Raw genomic sequence first — 16,182 nt, 5'->3', positions numbered from 1 at the left:
TATAAGATCAAAGAAAAAAACTCTGTGATATCCATTGTCACATAGTCTGTAGATTCGATTTAGCAAATGAAACATTTGAGGTCATAATGCGTTGGCATATTAACATCAAGAATTACATTACATAAACATGTAGAGAAGCAGGCTGATGGAGCCTGCTTCTCTTTTAATATTTTTTCCCAAGACGTGTCGTATGTGAAACTGTTTTAACATGCTTTTTACGCTTTGAATCTTTGTAGACAGATAGGACAAATTTGTTGTTCCAGTAACCATTTTTCGGGCTGTAGTATGTTTTGAATGTGTAATGAAAGACTTTTTGACCTGTTGATCCTGAAGCTGTAGTTACTGTTGTAGCGAGTATGGCTATTGCTTTTAGTGTCAAGACTGCGCCAGCAACAGCACCGGTCCCTGTCGGTAATGCCAAAATTGTTGTTGTCACAAGAACGACAATAGCAAGAGTAACGTTGAATTTGTTTTTATAGGTTTTTACAAGTCTCCACTGATAATCTTTGTTTGATTTTGTGTTAAATTCGCCGTCTTCACTTAATAATTCTGATCCAGCTTCTTTAAATTCTTTAATGTCTACTAGTTCATTGTTAATACGGAGTTCTTCTTTTGCCCGGTCATAAGAGACGCTATCTATTTGTTCACCATTATCAATCGTTATTGTTTGAGTGCTGCCTTTCACTACAGAATTGAAAGTATGTAGTTTGCCTTCAATTTCAGTTTGATAAGATTCTTTAATTTCTTGAGGTTCTAGGGTTACTGCGGCTACGGTTTGTAATGGAATTGTTAAAAATAGCGTCAGGCCTAAAAGTCCGATTATGAACTTTTTCATTTTGGATATTTCCCCCTTGTTTTTTGTGCAATAATAAACATATGGATAAAAAATGCTTTTCTTTTAAAAAAAGTTAATTGAGGAGTGATTGATGTGTTTTGGAATTGGGTAGTAGGCATGATCGGGATAATCATAGGGGCTTGTATCTTTGCAACGGAGTTCGAAGATGCTACTTTCTTCACTCGCTTTATTTTCAAGCTTATTGCGATTTTACTTCTTGTGTTTTCAGTGGCTTTTATTAAGTGGCGGCGTAAAAAAATACAACAGCATAATAATTCATAGTGCTCCCTCCTTTTTTGACATGTTTTCATCCTATCATTGATTGATTCGCATTTGGGAATTCGTTGGAAAATTTCTTTTTGGGTTGCGTTGACCGCAACTTAGGTTCTTTTTAGGAGGAGAATGTATGATGACGGTAATATCAGTATTGATGATGTTAAATGGTGCTTGTTATTTTGCTGTTGTTTTCTTTTTACTAAGTGTCCCATTCATCAATATGGTCATCACTGGATAATAAAGAACAGGCTGAAGAGCCTGTTTTTTTGTTATTTAAAATACATGGCGCCTATTTCAAAAACACCAATGCGATTGCGTATAAAAACCGATATGTCTTGTGCCCTACTTGCTTAAAAAGTGCTTGCGCTATGCCGAAAATTTTACATATAAATGGGTAAATAGGGTTTTATTAGGAGTTATTGTGCTAACATTTATTAAAAATTGGTTTTCTAGGGGGGATTGTAGATGGCGTCTATACCGTCTCCAGTTGTAGCGATCAAGATAAATGAATGGTATAAGCAAATAAAAAGATTCAATGTTAAAGAGGCTCAGAAGCTAAGAGAAGAGGTTAGAAAAAAAATCGATGTCATGGAAGAAGATGAACAGGCGGTTCTTTATTTTCAGTTGATGGAGTTCCGTCATCAATTGATGACAGACTATGTGCAGCCTTCTAAAGAACCACTTGAAAAATCGGATTACTTGAAAGCTGTAGAAGGACAAGGCAAGAAGATGTCAGCCATTCTTGAATACTATTTTAATTTTTTTCAAGGAATGTATGAATTTAAAAAAGGTGAGTTTATTAGAGCTATTGTGTTCTATAAGCGCGCGGAAAAGCGCCTGGAGCAAGTAGGGGATGAGTTAGAAAGAGCGGAATTTTATTACAAATTATCAGAAGTGTTTTATCACATGAAACAGACACACGTATCTATGTATTACGTTGGTCTTTCTTATGATACTTATAAGGCACATAAGAGCAATTCCCTTTATATGATTCGAGAAATTAATTGTCTAACTGTTATGGCAGGTAATTTCATTGATTTTGAATGCAGAGAAAAGGCGCTTCCTCATTTATTGTCAGCTTTAGAAAAATCTAAGGCAATGTCTAATAAGCCAATGATTGTGAAGTCATTATTTAATATTGGGTGTTGTTTTAAAGGATTAGGTGATTTTAATAGGGCACTAGCTTATTTTAATCAGGTTATTCTAGAAGGAGAGCCTATTAATGCTACAGAGTTGCTTTTGGTTTATTATGAATTATCGTTATTTCATTTGAGTCAAAAGGAATTTATTAAGGGTGAAAGATTTTTCAAAAGAGGCTGGGAAGAAGCGAAGAATAGAAAAAATGATCTATTTTTATCGTTACTGATGGTATTGGAAAATTTATTTTTAAAAACAGCAAATTTAAGTGAAGTCATGAGCTCATTGGAAAAATTAGAGAATGAGAGGGGTTATCCATACATGGAAGACCTAGCGCTCGAAGCGGCTCGGTACTATAATGAGAATGGGCGTATGGATGAATCTGTAAAAATGTATGAAAAAGTGATGTACGCCCGAAAACAAATCCAAAGGGGCGACTGTTCATATGAATTTTAAAACGGTTCTTACTGGTTTTTTGAGTGCTTCAACATTGCTAGGTGTGATCTCATTATCATCTGTCGATTTTGATGTGAATTCAAGAAATGCTACTTCTCCAGAATCCACTGATCTGACTGTAAGAAATGCTACAGGCAGTAGCGTTACTACTGAGGATTTTCCTCTTATAACTTTATCTCAACAAGATAACGATTTTGCTGTGAGGAATGGAACCCGTTCTAGTGAAAATCCTGATGTTCGTTTTGGAACCCGTGATTCTAGATTATCTACTTAATGAATCAAACAGACCTTTAGGGTCTGTCAGGCTGTCGAGAAAATCTCGACAGCTTTATTGTCCCCATTAAAACTTACATCACCCCATTTTATAATAGAGAAAAGCATATACAATAACGGATCGGAAAGGTTATCGGTTCTACAAATCAGATCCGAAAGTATGAGCTCCGTGTCCTTTTCTTGAAAGCTGCACAAGATCTCAAAAGCACCAAAAGGCCATTTCAAGACATGTGTGGGAGGCATTTTCATTCATGCTCACCTAACATCATGACGTGGAAAATAAAAAAGAATGTAGAAAAACATGAGTTTCTCTACATTCTGGGCACCCGAAAAGGGTGCTTTCTACCGATAATGCGCAAGAAATGTTTGTCTCGCTTTTTCATATGCTTCTGCATCAAAATGATCTCCGCATTTGTGAATACACCAGGGCTCTTCTTGCCTTGCAATCCCAACCTCATATCCCTGCTGTGCAAACTCAAAAGATTGTGACACATCATAAAAATGAAACCCGTCTAAGAGGTCCTCACGCCACTTGATATCATATTGTGTTGCCATAAAAAGACCGTCAATAGCAGAAGCTTTGATATAACCTTGGGGCTCTGTCTGTGGATGACCAGATTCAAACGTTAGCAGCTGATAGGTGTCGTGCCGATATTCAATGACTTTCCCTCTGCAATCATGGCTCTCCCACCAGATTCCATTGTCTGGCACACTTTCTGCACCTATTACCCCAAGCATGCCAAGTGACGGATTTTGCAAGAAAAGTGGAATCAGCTCGAGAAGCATATGCTGTTTGACGATGAGTGTATCTTGATGAAGATAAATTTTAAACTGTGCAGGATGAGTGAGAGCTTCATTGTATGCAGAGGTCATACTTGATGCATGTCTAATGGGCAAAACCTCTACATGATACCCGTGCGGAGCAGGAAGTGAAGCGAGCTGCCGGAAGCAAGCTTGAAACATCGACTCATCATTTACACATAAAACAAATAAGATGGTGGGGCTACTCATTGAGTTGAACCGCCTCAACCACGTATTGATAGGCTGTCGCAGCCTCGTTAAAATCAAAACGGATGCCATGTTTTACGAGTAATTCATGTAGATCATTCATGACGCCCGTATAGGAAGAGTGTTGTACACGAATGGTTTCAAGCTCACGAACATGAAACCCGGCTGACTGAAAGAGGGCATGAATTTCGTGAAGGGTAAAGAAGCGTAAATGTGTTTGATCCATTAATCCTGCATCTGTATAAGAAAATCTCCCAGCCAGTAATTCTAAAACCGTTGAAATATGACCAATATTCGGAATGGAAGACAAGATGGCCCCTTCCCTTTTTAGAAAGGGTTTGACCTTTTTTAAAACGGCCCAAGGGTCCAATAAATGTTCAAGAACATCTCCGAAAATGATGCAGTCAAATTGTTCATGCTGATAAGGCAGCGCCAACTGTTCAATATTGCCGCATAAAACATGATCCAGCGCTTTCTCAGCCTGCTTTGCCGCATCTTCAAAAGATTCAATTCCATATATGGTACGGTCTTGCTGTTTTAGGACTTTTCCAAGCTGGCCTGTGCCGCATCCGATATCCAAGATAGACGTCCATTCCTTGCGAATACGATGGACAATCACAGGGTTCACACCGTGATAATATTGATCCTTCTTTTGATGATAATAAGATAGAGAATCTGAACTCACGCGCCACCCACCTTTCTTCTTTCTTGTGTCTTATGCTTAATATATGGGTGGGGAGCTTGGTTTTATAACGAAAATGGGCAATTTTCATGAATGACAGCTAAAAAGGGGTCATATAAAGAACAGGGAACGGACTGTCCTCCTAAAAATAGAAAGACAGAACCCCATTGAGTGGAAGGGATTGGTATGATGAGGTGTTCAATTATTGTAGCGTATCGTCATGAAAGGATGTTTAAAAGGTCAATTGACAGGTTAGAACTTTAGCCAAAGCAATCTGAAAGACAAAGGATAACGGCGTTGATTACGGTTTGTTTATCATCTTCTGATCACCGTTGGATGTTAAAAAAGCTTGTATTTCCTCGATGCCTAGTCCAATTTTTTTCGCTTCTTGAATCAAATAAACCCACTCTTCGTCAACTCTTCTTTTCACTTGCGTATCCATAATATCCTCCAGTTCAATAAGACATATTCATCTGCAACCAATGACTTGAACAAACCGTCTAGTAACTGTACGTGTATGTGAATGGAGTACAAAAATAGATTTTTGTCGAAAAATGATGACATTTAACCTATTTTGTAAAATCTATCACCTACCACGTCCCTAAAAAAATGACTAAAAAACCCATAAATATTGAATTCTTACTTCTCATAATAAACAATTGTAAAGTCAGTTAAAAGATTATAAATTAAAATAATGATAAAGACCTAAATCATTTGACTCATATAAACCAATAAGGTTGACATATGCCATCAGCGTGAACAAATTTCATCTTTATAGGACGCACATATTGTTCGTTTGGGAAGTTCTTCTTAAGATGGTATTCTAAAAGAAACAGAATTCACCAAGAAGGAATGAAGAAAGACATGTATAGCCTTTTTCAAAAGTATCAAGAAGTTGTCATGTATCTGATCATGGGTGTGTGTACAACCATTGTCAACATAGTCAGCTTCTATTTATTCGTTGAGATGTTTTCTATGGATTACAAAACAGCAACGGTTGTTTCATGGGTATTTGCTGTGCTCTTTGCTTATATCACCAATAAGAAGTATGTCTTCAAGCAAAAGGCTCGTGACACAAAAAGCCTAATGCGTGAGCTTTCTTCATTTTTTAGTGTCCGTCTCATGTCTCTAGGTGTAGATCTGGGGCTGATGATTTTATTTGTGAGCCAAATGGCGCTCAACGAAACCGTCGCAAAAATTCTTGTTAACTTTGTGATTGTCGTGGTCAATTATGTCGCCAGTAAATGGTTCGTCTTCAAGAAAACAAAAGAAGATGCGATTTAACACATGAAAAAGATAGGTGATGTGAAATGAGCAGCAGGCCAGACGAATTATATGATGCCATATATCAACAAACAGAAAAGCAGCATGAACAAGTGTTGAGGCTAGTCAAAGAAATGACCGCACATCCAGAAGCATTTTCTGAACAAGAAAAGGAAAAGATCAACCGAATGGACATTGCGCTTCAAACAGCAACGGACATTTTAGAAAATTTAATGACCCCTGATACGCAAATGACCATTGTTTTAAGACAAGGGAGAATTCGTGTTGACCTAACGAAAGCGTAAAAGAAGCAGCCAATTGAAAAGCGGCTGCTTTTTATTATGCATCGCTTGTTTCCCGGAGTTGCTTTGGAGACATGCCGATTTTCTTTCGAAAGACTTTATTCAAGTAATTCGCATTTCGGTAGCCGCACTGTGTGGCGATTTCTTCAATCGAGTATTTCGTTGTTTTCAGTAACGTTTCCGCCTTTTCTAAACGAATATTGGTTAAATAATGAATCGGTGTGAAGCCAGTTGCCTTTTTGAATTCCCTCGTAAAATGACTTTTGGATAAACGTGCCGCAGCTGCCATATCGTCAGGCCCAATCTCCTCGTGAAAATGGTGGCTTGCAAATAAGGCCGCTTGGACGATGGGCTCAGGCCATTTCTCCATTTGTCCCTCAAGCTTTGGCAAATATGAATACAGTTCCATGACAAATTGATAAGCAAGGCTAGACCCCTCAAATGGATTGGTAATCCGTCTTTCACTGGCTTCATCATAAATCTTCTTTAGCAGGCGGATCGGTTTGGAATTCGGATGAAAACGCATGACCTGCTTTCCTTGATCGATAAATTGATCAAAGCAAAGGTCACAGGTTTCCCCATAAAGTGTTAAATAGAGAAATTCCCAATGTTCACTGTCTTCTGGAAAATAGTATTGATAAGCACTAGGGCTTTTCACCAGAAAGGCCTGTCCAGGCAATACTTTGAATCGTTTCTGTCCGATTTCAATCATGCCGTGTCCAGACAGTGTGAGCTGAAAGATGCACTTGCCCTGATCCTTCCGCTCTACGCCATTCCAGCTGTATAACGAAGATGATTGAACTTCCCAGCCAACAGACCAGATTTGGGCCGGCAATGTCACATCAGAATGGTGAAAACGAAATGCAAATGCTTCTTTCTTCAAATTGGAAACCCTCCTTCACAGCAAAAAACAACCTTTTTCTATTTTGAATCATGGTACACCTCATATCACATCGTACCATTCACAGCAAAAAAAGGGTATTTTTTAACGATTTTTTTACCATTGAACTTCAGCTGACGGGGCAACTAAAATAAGATTATCAGAAGAGAAAAGGGGAATGGATATGATCGACACATTACGAGCAGCATTTCACCAGCAATTTGGAGATCAGGAAGAACTCCGCTATTTTTTCGCCCCAGGCAGAGTCAATCTGATTGGTGAACACACAGATTATAATGGGGGCCATGTATTTCCATGTGCACTTACCCTTGGTACATATGCTGCGGGAGCAAGACGATCAGATGGACGCGTCAGAATGTATTCCTTGAATTTTGAAGAAGAAGGTGTGAAAGAGTTCGACCTTTTTGAAATCGCTTTCTCAGAATCGGACGGCTGGGCGAACTATCCGAAGGGAGTATTCCAACAGTTTATCGAAGCAGGCATGGATGTGGAAGAAGGCTTTGATATTGTGTATGCCGGCAATATCCCAAATGGCGCAGGCCTGTCATCCTCTGCCTCTATTGAGCTCGTCACGGCTGTCTTGATCAATGAATGGTCGTCATTCGGTGTAACGCAAATCGACCTAGCCCTTCTTGCGCAGCGTGCTGAAAATGAGTTTATTGGCGTGAACTGCGGCATTATGGATCAATTTTCAATTAGTCTTGGAAAAGAAGGTCACGCTATTTTGCTCAATTGTGACACGCTTTCCTTTGAATACAGCCCATTTCGGCAAGAGGGTCTGGCCCTTGTCATTGCCAATACAAATAAAAAACGAACACTTGCAGATTCCAAATACAATGAACGCCGTTTAGAATGTCAATCTGCTTTAAACGATCTTAGAAAAGAACGAGATATTGCGCATTTATGTGAGCTCACGGTGGATGAATTCGCTAAGCATGAACATTTGATACAAGATGAAACGTGTAGAAGACGTGCAAGACATGCCATCACGGAAAACGAGAGGACCATGAAAGCAGTAAATTTTCTGAAAGATGATAAAATGGAAGAACTAGGTGCACTCATGAAGGCATCTCACCTTTCTTTAAAGAATGATTATGAAGTCACTGGGCTTGAGCTAGATGCACTGGCTGAAGCCGCATGGCAACATCCAGGGGCGATTGGTTCTCGTATGACAGGTGCTGGCTTTGGGGGCTGTACCGTCAGCATTGTGAAAGAAGAGCTGCTGGACTCATTTATAGAAGAAACAGGTGCGATTTATCAAGAAAAAACAGGTATTCAAGCCTCTTTTTACACAGCTGGAATTGGAGGCGGCGCTAGAGAATTAACGAAGGAGGACATTTGATGGCAATTTTAGTATGTGGAGGAGCAGGTTTTATTGGCAGTCATGCGGTAGCGGCTCTTTTGGCTAAAGGAGAACAAGTGGTGATTGTGGATAATTTGCAGACAGGTCATAAAGAGGCAGTCGTAAAGGGTGCCGTATTAGAAGAGGGAGATTTAAGGGATCACGCTTTTTTAAGACGTGTTTTTCAAACACATGACATTGAAGCGGTCATGCACTTTGCGGCAGATTCACTTGTTGGAGAAAGTGTAACAGACCCGCTGAAGTACTATGACAACAACGTCGGAGGTGCAACGGCTTTACTTCAGGTGATGAATGAATTTGATGTGAAACGTATTGTATTCTCTTCAACTGCTGCGACATATGGTGAACCAAAGCGTGTACCGATCGTTGAAACGGATGAGACGAACCCAACGAATCCTTATGGGGAAACAAAGCTCGCGATTGAGAAAATGTTGAAGTGGTCTGAGCAGGCATATGGTATCGAATACGTTGTGCTTCGCTATTTTAATGTAGCCGGTGCTCATACAGAAGGGATTGTCGGTGAAGATCATCAGCCAGAAACGCATTTAATCCCAATTATTCTGCAAGTGGCATTAGGAAAACGTGATCAAATCATGATTTACGGTGAGGATTATGAAACAGAGGATGGTACATGCATTAGAGACTACATTCATGTCATGGATTTAGTAGAGGCGCACATTCTAGCGGTTGAGCGTCTGCGTGAAGGAAAAGGAAGCGCGACATACAACTTAGGGAACGGAACAGGCTTCTCTGTGAAGCAGGTAGTAGAAGCCGCAAGAGAAGTGACGGGCCATGCCATTCCAGCACAGGTGGCAGAAAGACGTGCGGGTGATCCAGCTAAGCTGATTGCTTCATCAGAAAAAGCGCTGAAAGAACTAGGATGGAAGCCGCAATATGCAGATCTCCACACCATCATTCAAAGTGCATGGGATTGGTTTCAGAAACATCCAGATGGCTATCAAAGTGAGTAACGTGTAGCAGGCAGGGGAGGAGACAAAGGGAATGGCGATTGATATTTTTGAAAAGCTAGAACAGCTGATTCAATACGGGATCAATAAAGAGCTAATATCACCACTAGATATGGATTATACAAGGAACCGGCTGCTAGAGGTGCTTGGTCTCGATGATGCTGAGCCAAGAACAGTCTCAGGAGACAGCGACCTTGAAGACATCTTAATGCCGATGCTCGATTGGGCAGTTGAAACAGGTCTTATTCCTGACGGGACAGATACGTATCGTGATTTATTAGATGCCAAAATCATGGGCTGCTTGGTGGCGCCTCCGAGTGTCATCTATGCAAAGTTTGAAGAGAAACGCAAGCATTGCGGACCAAAGGCAGCGACAAGCTGGTTTTATGAAATGCAGCAGCATGCCCACTATATTCATACAGGCAGAATCGCCAAAAATGTGCAGTGGTTTACACCGACCGAAGATGGTGAGCTTGAGATCACGATTAATCTATCGAAACCGGAAAAGGACCCAAAAGCGATCGCTGAAGCCAAAAAGCTGAGTCAAAAGCAATATCCTCTTTGTCTCCTTTGTAAAGAAAACGTTGGGTTTGGGGGACGCATCAATCACCCAGCAAGACAGAATCACCGGATTATTCCGGTGACACTTACAAATGAGTCGTGGTTTATGCAATTCTCGCCGTATGTGTATTACAACGAACATTGTATTGTGTTCAAGGGCGAGCATGAACCAATGCAGATATCTAAAAAGACCTTCGAGCGTCTGCTTTCCTTCATATCTATATATCCGCACTATTTCATAGGATCAAATGCTGATCTTCCCATTGTTGGAGGCAGCATATTAAGTCATGACCACTTTCAAGGTGGTGCTCATGAATTTCCGATGGCGAAAGCAAAGATGGAAGAAGTGTTTTCTCTCGAAAAGTTTCCGAGGGTGAAGGCGGGCATTGTGAAATGGCCGATGTCAGTGATCAGGCTTCAAAGCAGCGACCAGCAGACGCTTGCGGAGGCAGCGGATTTTATATTACATGAGTGGAAAATGTATTCAGATCCAGAAGCGGGTCTGTTCTCTCATACAGGAGAGACCCCGCACAATACCATTACACCAATTGCACGTCGTCATGGGGATGAGTACGAATTAGATCTCGTGCTACGAAATAACCGTACAGACAAGCAGCACCCCGACGGAATCTTCCACCCGCACAAAGAAGTTCATCATATTAAAAAAGAGAATATCGGTTTAATTGAGGTCATGGGTCTCGCCGTCCTTCCTGGAAGATTAGCAGAGGAATTAAGCCTGCTAAAAGCGGCGCTGCTATCCAAACACCCTTTTGAAGAAATCAAAGCCTGCCCGTCTATCATGAAGCACGAGTCATGGGCAGAGCGTCTGATCGAAGAGAATACCTTTACGAAGGACAACGTAGAAGCCATTTTACAAAAAGAAATCGGCCTCATTTTTTCTCGTATACTCGCGCAGGCGGGTGTGTTTAAAAGAACAGAGCAAGGGAAAACAGCATTTAAACGTTTCATTCAAACACTCCATACAGGCAGGTGATGAGTTGATGATTGAACAGGTAAGAACTTTAATGGAAGAAAAACAACTCGACGGTGTTCTGATTCAAAAGCGTAATAACTTTTCTTGGCTTACAGGAGGAAGAAGAAACCACATTGTGTTAAACACGCCAGAGGGCGTTTGTCAGCTACTTGTGTTGAAAGACGATATTGTCCTAGTTGTGAATCAAATGGAAGAAAAACGAATCATTGAAGAAGAAATGGCGTATTTTGACCATCCCTTTCAAGTCGTCACAATGGATTGGTTTGAGGATGAGACTCCTTACATTCAAACACTCATAAAAGACAAACGAATCGGTGCGGACATTCAAATGGAAGGAGTGGAATGGATCGAACCCGATTTGTCTCGTGTTCGATCGATCCTTTCAGCGCCACAGCTCAGCCAATATGAAACCCTTTGTCATGAAACAGCGGTTATTGTAGAAAGTGTCTGCCAAGAAATCGTTCCAGGACAGACGGAGCATGAAATTGCTTCGCTTGTTGCTCAAAGAGCGATCGGGCAGGGGATGACGATAGAAGTGCTGCTTGTGGCAACAGATGACCGGATTCATCAATATCGCCATCCGATCCCAACAGAAAAAGCACTTCAAAAGCATGCACTGGTTGTCCTTTGTGCTGAACGGCATGGACTCGTGGCAAATGTCACAAGATCCGTTTACTTTGGACAGCTACCAAAGGAGCTTGAAGAAAACAAGGAAAGGCTTGCGCGAATTGACACGGTCATGAATGCGGCTACTCGTCCAGGGAACACCATTGGAGATGTATTGAAGGCCGGCATTGCTCAATATGAAAAAGAAGGATTTCCTGATAGCTGGAAAAAGCTTCACCAAGGTGGCAAGACTGGATTTGTGTCTAGAGAGATCATTGCAGTTCCTACATCGGTGGAAGAGATCCAGGTTCATCAAGTATTCACTTGGAATCCTTCCTTACCAGGATTGAAATCAGAAGATACGATGGTCGTCGAGAAAGAGGGGAATCGCTTTTTAACCTATACAGGCAAGTGGACGTATATAGACATAGAACATGAAGGAAGCATCTATAGACGACCAGACATTTTGGTGAGAGACGAATAATGAGAAGCCGGCGATGAGCCGGTTTTTTGCTGGAAGTCTTTAGTGAGTTTCCACTCATTTATCACCATTACCAATCATTACAGCGCATAGGCGGAGGATCGATACTTTCTTTTCTTGTCGACTTGCGTTAAAATGAGTAAGGTTTTTGTTAAATATGGGGATACCTATTTCAGAATTGTTTACCTAGATAAAATTTCATAAAGTTAAATTGAAATTTGACCAAACTTTTTTATTGTGGTAAACCTAAATTTGACAAAGTTCTTGATTGTTTGTCCTTTGCCTTCAACTCTCAACTTTTCAAATTCCTAGAAATTTATTGTGTGTGCAATAATATAAATTTATGGCGAATTTATGACATTTCAATAGAAATCTGTTGAAAAATAAATGAACTTTTGAAAAAAGGGGAGCTAACTCCAACAGATTTTGATAGCATTACAAAGGGAAGAAAAGTTTTCGAAGGCAGATGGCTTTTCACAATTATTCAGCAATTTATACATTATTTAAGGAAGGATGGTGATCTTCTTGTTCAGAGCCATTAAACCTATGCTTTTATTAGCGATGCTCGTGAGTGTTTTTGTATTAGGAGGTTGCAGCAATATCGCTGTTTTAGATCCTAAAGGACCAGTCGCAGCACAACAAAAAGACTTAATCCTATTATCTATTGGATTCATGCTCTTTATCGTTGGTGCGGTATTTGTACTGTTTACCATCATTTTGGTTAAATACCGTGAGCGTAAGGACGTTGGAAACGCCTCTTATAACCCAGAACTACACGGGAATACGCTTCTAGAAGTTGTCTGGACAGTGATCCCAATATTAATCGTTGCTGCCCTTTCAGTTCCAACTGTAAAAACCATTTACTCTTTGGAAGAGGCGCCTCAAGCAACAAGTCATAAAGATCCACTTGTCGTTTATGCTACAGCAGTTGATTGGAAATGGATCTTCAGCTATCCAGAGGAAAATATTGAAACAGTGAACTACTTAAACATTCCAAAAGATCAGCCGGTTTTATTCAAAATCACTTCCGCTGATACAATGGCATCACTATGGATTCCTCAGCTAGGCGGGGAGAAGTATGCGATGGCTGGAATGGAAATGGAACAATATCTTCAAGCTGATGAAGTAGGCACATATGAAGGAAGAAACGCCAACTTCACAGGCGAAGGCTTTGCTCAGCAAAAATTCAAAGTCAATGCGATGACGCAGTCTGACTATGATAAATGGGTAAATAAAACGAAAAAAGAAGCACCAAAGTTAACGAAGAAAACGTATGACTACTTGATGCTTCCTGATGCTGCAGATGTGCAGACATTCTCATCAACACATTTATCTTTTGCGAAGCACGGAGAGGATTCTGAATATGCACTCCAAGCACGCAAACGTTTAGGGTACCAATCAGTTTCTCCGCATTCCAAGACAGATCCTTTCGAGAATGTGAAGAACTATAAAAGAAAACTAGAAAACGAATAAACTGACTAAGGAAAGGAGGAGGCCGTTATGCATTTAAAATGGGATGAGTTTTTTGTAACTGGAGACCCATTAATTCTTGGTGCGCAAATTTCTATCGCTCTTACTTCCATTGCTATTGTGTTTGTTTTAACCTACTTCAAAAAGTGGAAATGGCTCTGGAAAGAATGGCTGACATCAGTTGATCATAAAAAGCTTGGAATCATGTATATCCTTGCTGCTGTGATTATGTTCTTCCGCGGTGGGGTAGACGGACTGATGATGCGCGCGCAGCTGGCGCTTCCTAATAATACGTTTTTAGATTCAAACCACTATAATGAAATTTTCACAACGCATGGTACGATCATGATTTTATTCATGGCGATGCCATTCTTAATTGGCTTAATCAACGTCGTGGTTCCTCTTCAAATTGGTGCACGTGACGTTGCATTCCCGTATTTGAACAACTTGAGCTTCTGGACATTTATGGTCGGAGCAATGCTGTTCAACATTTCCTTCGTTATTGGAGGATCACCAAGTGCAGGCTGGACGAGTTACATGCCGCTCGCCGGAAATGATTTCTCACCAGGACCTGGACAGAACTACTACTTGCTCGGGCTCCAAATTGCAGGTATTGGTACACTAATGACAGGTATTAACTTCATGGTGACCATCTTAAAAATGCGTACAAAAGGTATGACGCTTATGCGTATGCCGATGTTTACATGGACAACATTGATCACGTCTGTCATTATCGTTTTCGCATTCCCTGTTTTAACAGTTGCTTTAGCACTTATGACATTCGATCGTTTATTCGGTTCAGCATTCTTTACACTCGAAGCGGGCGGTATGCCAATGCTTTGGGCGAACCTTTTCTGGATTTGGGGACATCCTGAGGTATATATCGTTATCCTGCCGGCTTTCGGTATTTTCTCAGAAATCTTTGCGACGTTCTCAAGAAAGCAGTTGTTTGGTTACAAAGCGATGGTTGTATCGATTGTGGCAATCTCTGTTCTTAGTTTCCTTGTGTGGGTTCACCACTTCTTTACAATGGGGAACAGTGCAGCGGTTAACTCATTCTTCTCGATCACAACAATGGCGATTTCTGTACCAACAGGTGTGAAAATCTTTAACTGGCTCTTTACAATGTATCGAGGCCGTATCAGTTTTACATCCCCAATGCTTTGGGCACTTGGTTTCATCCCGAACTTCGTAATCGGTGGTGTGACTGGGGTTATGCTTGCGATGGCAGCTGCGGATTACCAGTACCATAATACGTACTTCCTTGTATCCCACTTCCACTATGTATTAATCGCAGGTACTGTCTTTGCATGTTTTGCTGGTCTTGTTTTCTGGTATCCGAAAATGTTTGGTTACAAGTTAAACGAAAGAATCGGCAAATGGTTCTTCTGGGTATTCATGATCGGATTTAACATCTGTTTCTTCCCGCAGTACTTCTTAGGACTGCAAGGAATGCCAAGACGTATTTATACGTATGGACCAGAAGATGGCTGGACTGCACTAAACTTTATTTCAACAATTGGTGCATTCATGATGGGTATCGGATTCATCATCCTTTGCTATAACATTTACTACAGCTGGAGACACGCGAAACGTGAAGTGTCTGGAGACAGCTGGGGAGAAGGACGTACACTTGACTGGGCGACATCTTCTGCAATTCCGCCGCATTATAACTTTGCAGCACTTCCAGAAGTGACGACACCAGATGCATTCCATCATTGGAAGCAAAACAATGTAGACGTTCATCCTGAAAAAGAATTCAAGAAAATTCACATGCCGCACAATTCAGGCAGACCGCTGATCATGTCTGCATTCTTCGGACTTGGTGCATTCGGTCTTGTATTTGAATGGTACTGGATTGGCGTTATCGGCTTAATCGGAGTATTCGCAACAATGATTTTACGTTCATTTGAATATGACGATGGCTACTATATTCCTGTTGAAGAAGTGATTGAAACAGAGAAAAAGAATAAGGAGGCGCAGAAGTAATGGGACATAATGATAGCAGCTATGCAAATGCACCGCTTGAATATCAGTCTGAAACAGGACGTTTAAACATCCTTGGTTTCTGGATATTCCTTGGCGCGGAAATCGTGTTATTCTCAACACTTTTTGCGACCTACTTTGTTCTTCATGGCAGAACAGCTGGCGGCGTTTTGCCAGCTGAGCTATTTGATATGAAGCTTGTATTGATCATGACATTCCTGCTATTAGTGAGTTCATTTACATGTGGGATTGCCGTTCATGAAATGCGCCGTGGAAGTACAAAAGGGGTTGTCATTTGGACGATTCTGACACTGCTTCTAGGTGCAGGTTTCGTTGGTTTTGAGATTTTCGAATTCTTCCATTATGTACATGAGGGTGCGAGCATCCATACAAGTGCATACTGGTCTGCATTCTTTGTTCTTTTAGGAACTCACGGATTACACGTATCCATCGGTATCTTCTGGATTACGGGCGTCTTGTTCCAAATTAAAAAACGTGGATTAACACCACAAACAGCAGCGAAGATCTTTATCTCAAGTCTATACTGGCATTTCCTTGATGTTGTATGGATTTTCATCTTCACAGCTGTGTACTTGATCGGATTAGGGGGGCTTTTGTGA

At 40.8% G+C, this 16,182-nt stretch carries 16 protein-coding genes; 11 read left to right on the top strand and 5 right to left on the bottom strand.

Going from position 1 to position 16,182, the window contains the following annotated elements:
* Positions 1-163: 163 nt before the first annotated feature.
* Positions 164-835 (bottom strand): hypothetical protein, encoded by a 672-nt coding sequence (locus NST24_RS18215; RefSeq protein ID WP_178929751.1) that lies wholly within the window; start codon positions 833-835, stop codon positions 164-166.
* Between the two features lie 741 nt (positions 836-1,576).
* Between NST24_RS18215 and NST24_RS18210 the strand changes: the two genes are divergently transcribed.
* Both NST24_RS18210 and NST24_RS18205 read left to right on the top strand, forming a co-directional pair.
* A complete protein-coding gene (locus NST24_RS18210; RefSeq protein ID WP_178929752.1) occupies positions 1,577-2,704 on the top strand; it encodes a RapH N-terminal domain-containing protein in 1,128 nt (375 codons plus the stop codon).
* Entirely contained in the window at positions 2,694-2,978 is a 285-nt protein-coding gene (locus NST24_RS18205) for a hypothetical protein (RefSeq protein WP_048003004.1), read from the top strand. Before NST24_RS18210 ends, NST24_RS18205 begins: the two co-directional genes overlap by 11 nt.
* Positions 2,979-3,319: 341 nt before the next feature.
* On the opposite strand, the gene NST24_RS18200 is transcribed toward NST24_RS18205, so the two are convergent.
* The 3 genes from NST24_RS18200 to NST24_RS18190 all read right to left on the bottom strand — a co-directional run bounded on the left by NST24_RS18200 (position 3,320) and on the right by NST24_RS18190 (position 5,109).
* Complete coding sequence (locus tag NST24_RS18200; RefSeq protein WP_342462086.1) at positions 3,320-3,988, bottom strand: glycosyltransferase family protein; 669 nt, start codon at positions 3,986-3,988, stop codon at positions 3,320-3,322.
* Positions 3,981-4,670, bottom strand: a complete 690-nt coding sequence (locus NST24_RS18195) for a class I SAM-dependent methyltransferase (protein ID WP_178929754.1) — start codon at positions 4,668-4,670, stop codon at positions 3,981-3,983. Before NST24_RS18195 ends, NST24_RS18200 begins: the two co-directional genes overlap by 8 nt.
* A 298-nt stretch (positions 4,671-4,968) precedes the next feature.
* On the bottom strand, positions 4,969-5,109 hold the full coding sequence (locus NST24_RS18190; RefSeq protein ID WP_008345506.1) for an anti-repressor SinI family protein: 141 nt from the start codon (positions 5,107-5,109) through the stop codon (positions 4,969-4,971).
* A gap of 458 nt (positions 5,110-5,567) precedes the next feature.
* On the opposite strand from NST24_RS18190, the gene NST24_RS18185 reads away from it, so the two are divergent.
* Both NST24_RS18185 and NST24_RS18180 read left to right on the top strand, forming a co-directional pair.
* Positions 5,568-5,951, top strand: coding sequence for a GtrA family protein (locus tag NST24_RS18185; RefSeq protein WP_024719496.1), 384 nt, complete (start codon positions 5,568-5,570; stop codon positions 5,949-5,951).
* A 26-nt stretch (positions 5,952-5,977) separates the two neighbouring features.
* Positions 5,978-6,235, top strand: coding sequence for a hypothetical protein (locus NST24_RS18180; protein ID WP_008345502.1), 258 nt, complete (start codon positions 5,978-5,980; stop codon positions 6,233-6,235).
* A 34-nt stretch (positions 6,236-6,269) separates the two neighbouring features.
* Here NST24_RS18180 and NST24_RS18175 read toward each other — a convergent pair whose 3' ends face one another.
* Positions 6,270-7,115, bottom strand: a complete 846-nt coding sequence (locus NST24_RS18175; RefSeq protein WP_178929755.1) for an AraC family transcriptional regulator — start codon at positions 7,113-7,115, stop codon at positions 6,270-6,272.
* 175 nt (positions 7,116-7,290) lie between these two features.
* Here NST24_RS18175 and NST24_RS18170 point away from each other — a divergent pair, with 175 nt between their 5' ends.
* The 7 genes from NST24_RS18170 (at position 7,291) to qoxC (ending at position 16,182) form a co-directional block, all read left to right on the top strand.
* The gene (locus NST24_RS18170) at positions 7,291-8,475 is read left to right on the top strand and encodes a galactokinase (RefSeq protein WP_342462085.1); all 1,185 of its coding nucleotides are present in this window, start codon (positions 7,291-7,293) and stop codon (positions 8,473-8,475) included.
* A complete protein-coding gene (gene galE / locus NST24_RS18165; RefSeq protein WP_017368288.1) occupies positions 8,475-9,467 on the top strand; it encodes a UDP-glucose 4-epimerase GalE in 993 nt (330 codons plus the stop codon). The genes NST24_RS18170 and galE overlap by 1 nt, the downstream gene beginning before the upstream one ends.
* Before the next feature lie 31 nt (positions 9,468-9,498).
* On the top strand, positions 9,499-11,019 hold the full coding sequence (gene galT, locus NST24_RS18160; protein ID WP_058337075.1) for a UDP-glucose--hexose-1-phosphate uridylyltransferase: 1,521 nt from the start codon (positions 9,499-9,501) through the stop codon (positions 11,017-11,019).
* 7 nt (positions 11,020-11,026) lie between these two features.
* Entirely contained in the window at positions 11,027-12,109 is a 1,083-nt protein-coding gene (locus NST24_RS18155) for an aminopeptidase P family N-terminal domain-containing protein (protein ID WP_178929757.1), read from the top strand.
* A gap of 513 nt (positions 12,110-12,622) precedes the next feature.
* The gene (qoxA, locus tag NST24_RS18150; RefSeq protein WP_089374137.1) at positions 12,623-13,579 is read left to right on the top strand and encodes a cytochrome aa3 quinol oxidase subunit II; all 957 of its coding nucleotides are present in this window, start codon (positions 12,623-12,625) and stop codon (positions 13,577-13,579) included.
* A gap of 27 nt (positions 13,580-13,606) precedes the next feature.
* Positions 13,607-15,565, top strand: a complete 1,959-nt coding sequence (gene qoxB / locus NST24_RS18145) for a cytochrome aa3 quinol oxidase subunit I (protein WP_007497822.1) — start codon at positions 13,607-13,609, stop codon at positions 15,563-15,565.
* Positions 15,565-16,182, top strand: a complete 618-nt coding sequence (gene qoxC, locus NST24_RS18140; protein ID WP_007497820.1) for a cytochrome aa3 quinol oxidase subunit III — start codon at positions 15,565-15,567, stop codon at positions 16,180-16,182. Before qoxB ends, qoxC begins: the two co-directional genes overlap by 1 nt.

The sequence above is a fragment of the Bacillus sp. FSL R5-0286 genome, assembly GCF_038593245.1.
GTDB classification, from domain to species: Bacteria; Bacillota; Bacilli; order Bacillales; family Bacillaceae; genus Bacillus; species Bacillus altitudinis.
The sequence above is the reverse complement of the archived record's forward strand: the minus strand, read 5'-3'. Positions and strand labels throughout refer to the sequence as shown.

Excerpts from the sequence above, each read along its gene's own strand:
- galT (WP_058337075.1), top strand. The coding sequence starts at position 9,499 with ATGGCGATTGATATTTTTGAAAAGCTAGAACAGCTGATTCAATACGGG.
- NST24_RS18170 (WP_342462085.1), top strand. The coding sequence starts at position 7,291 with ATGGATATGATCGACACATTACGAGCAGCATTTCACCAGCAATTTGGA.
- NST24_RS18210 (WP_178929752.1), top strand. The coding sequence starts at position 1,577 with ATGGCGTCTATACCGTCTCCAGTTGTAGCGATCAAGATAAATGAATGG.
- NST24_RS18155 (WP_178929757.1), top strand. The coding sequence starts at position 11,027 with ATGATTGAACAGGTAAGAACTTTAATGGAAGAAAAACAACTCGACGGT.
- NST24_RS18180 (WP_008345502.1), top strand. The coding sequence starts at position 5,978 with ATGAGCAGCAGGCCAGACGAATTATATGATGCCATATATCAACAAACA.
- NST24_RS18190 (WP_008345506.1), bottom strand. The coding sequence starts at position 5,109 with ATGGATACGCAAGTGAAAAGAAGAGTTGACGAAGAGTGGGTTTATTTG.
- galE (WP_017368288.1), top strand. The coding sequence starts at position 8,475 with ATGGCAATTTTAGTATGTGGAGGAGCAGGTTTTATTGGCAGTCATGCG.
- qoxC (WP_007497820.1), top strand. The coding sequence starts at position 15,565 with ATGGGACATAATGATAGCAGCTATGCAAATGCACCGCTTGAATATCAG.
- NST24_RS18185 (WP_024719496.1), top strand. The coding sequence starts at position 5,568 with ATGTATCTGATCATGGGTGTGTGTACAACCATTGTCAACATAGTCAGC.
- NST24_RS18200 (WP_342462086.1), bottom strand. The coding sequence starts at position 3,988 with ATGAGTAGCCCCACCATCTTATTTGTTTTATGTGTAAATGATGAGTCG.
- qoxB (WP_007497822.1), top strand. The coding sequence starts at position 13,607 with ATGCATTTAAAATGGGATGAGTTTTTTGTAACTGGAGACCCATTAATT.
- NST24_RS18205 (WP_048003004.1), top strand. The coding sequence starts at position 2,694 with ATGAATTTTAAAACGGTTCTTACTGGTTTTTTGAGTGCTTCAACATTG.
- NST24_RS18215 (WP_178929751.1), bottom strand. The coding sequence starts at position 835 with ATGAAAAAGTTCATAATCGGACTTTTAGGCCTGACGCTATTTTTAACA.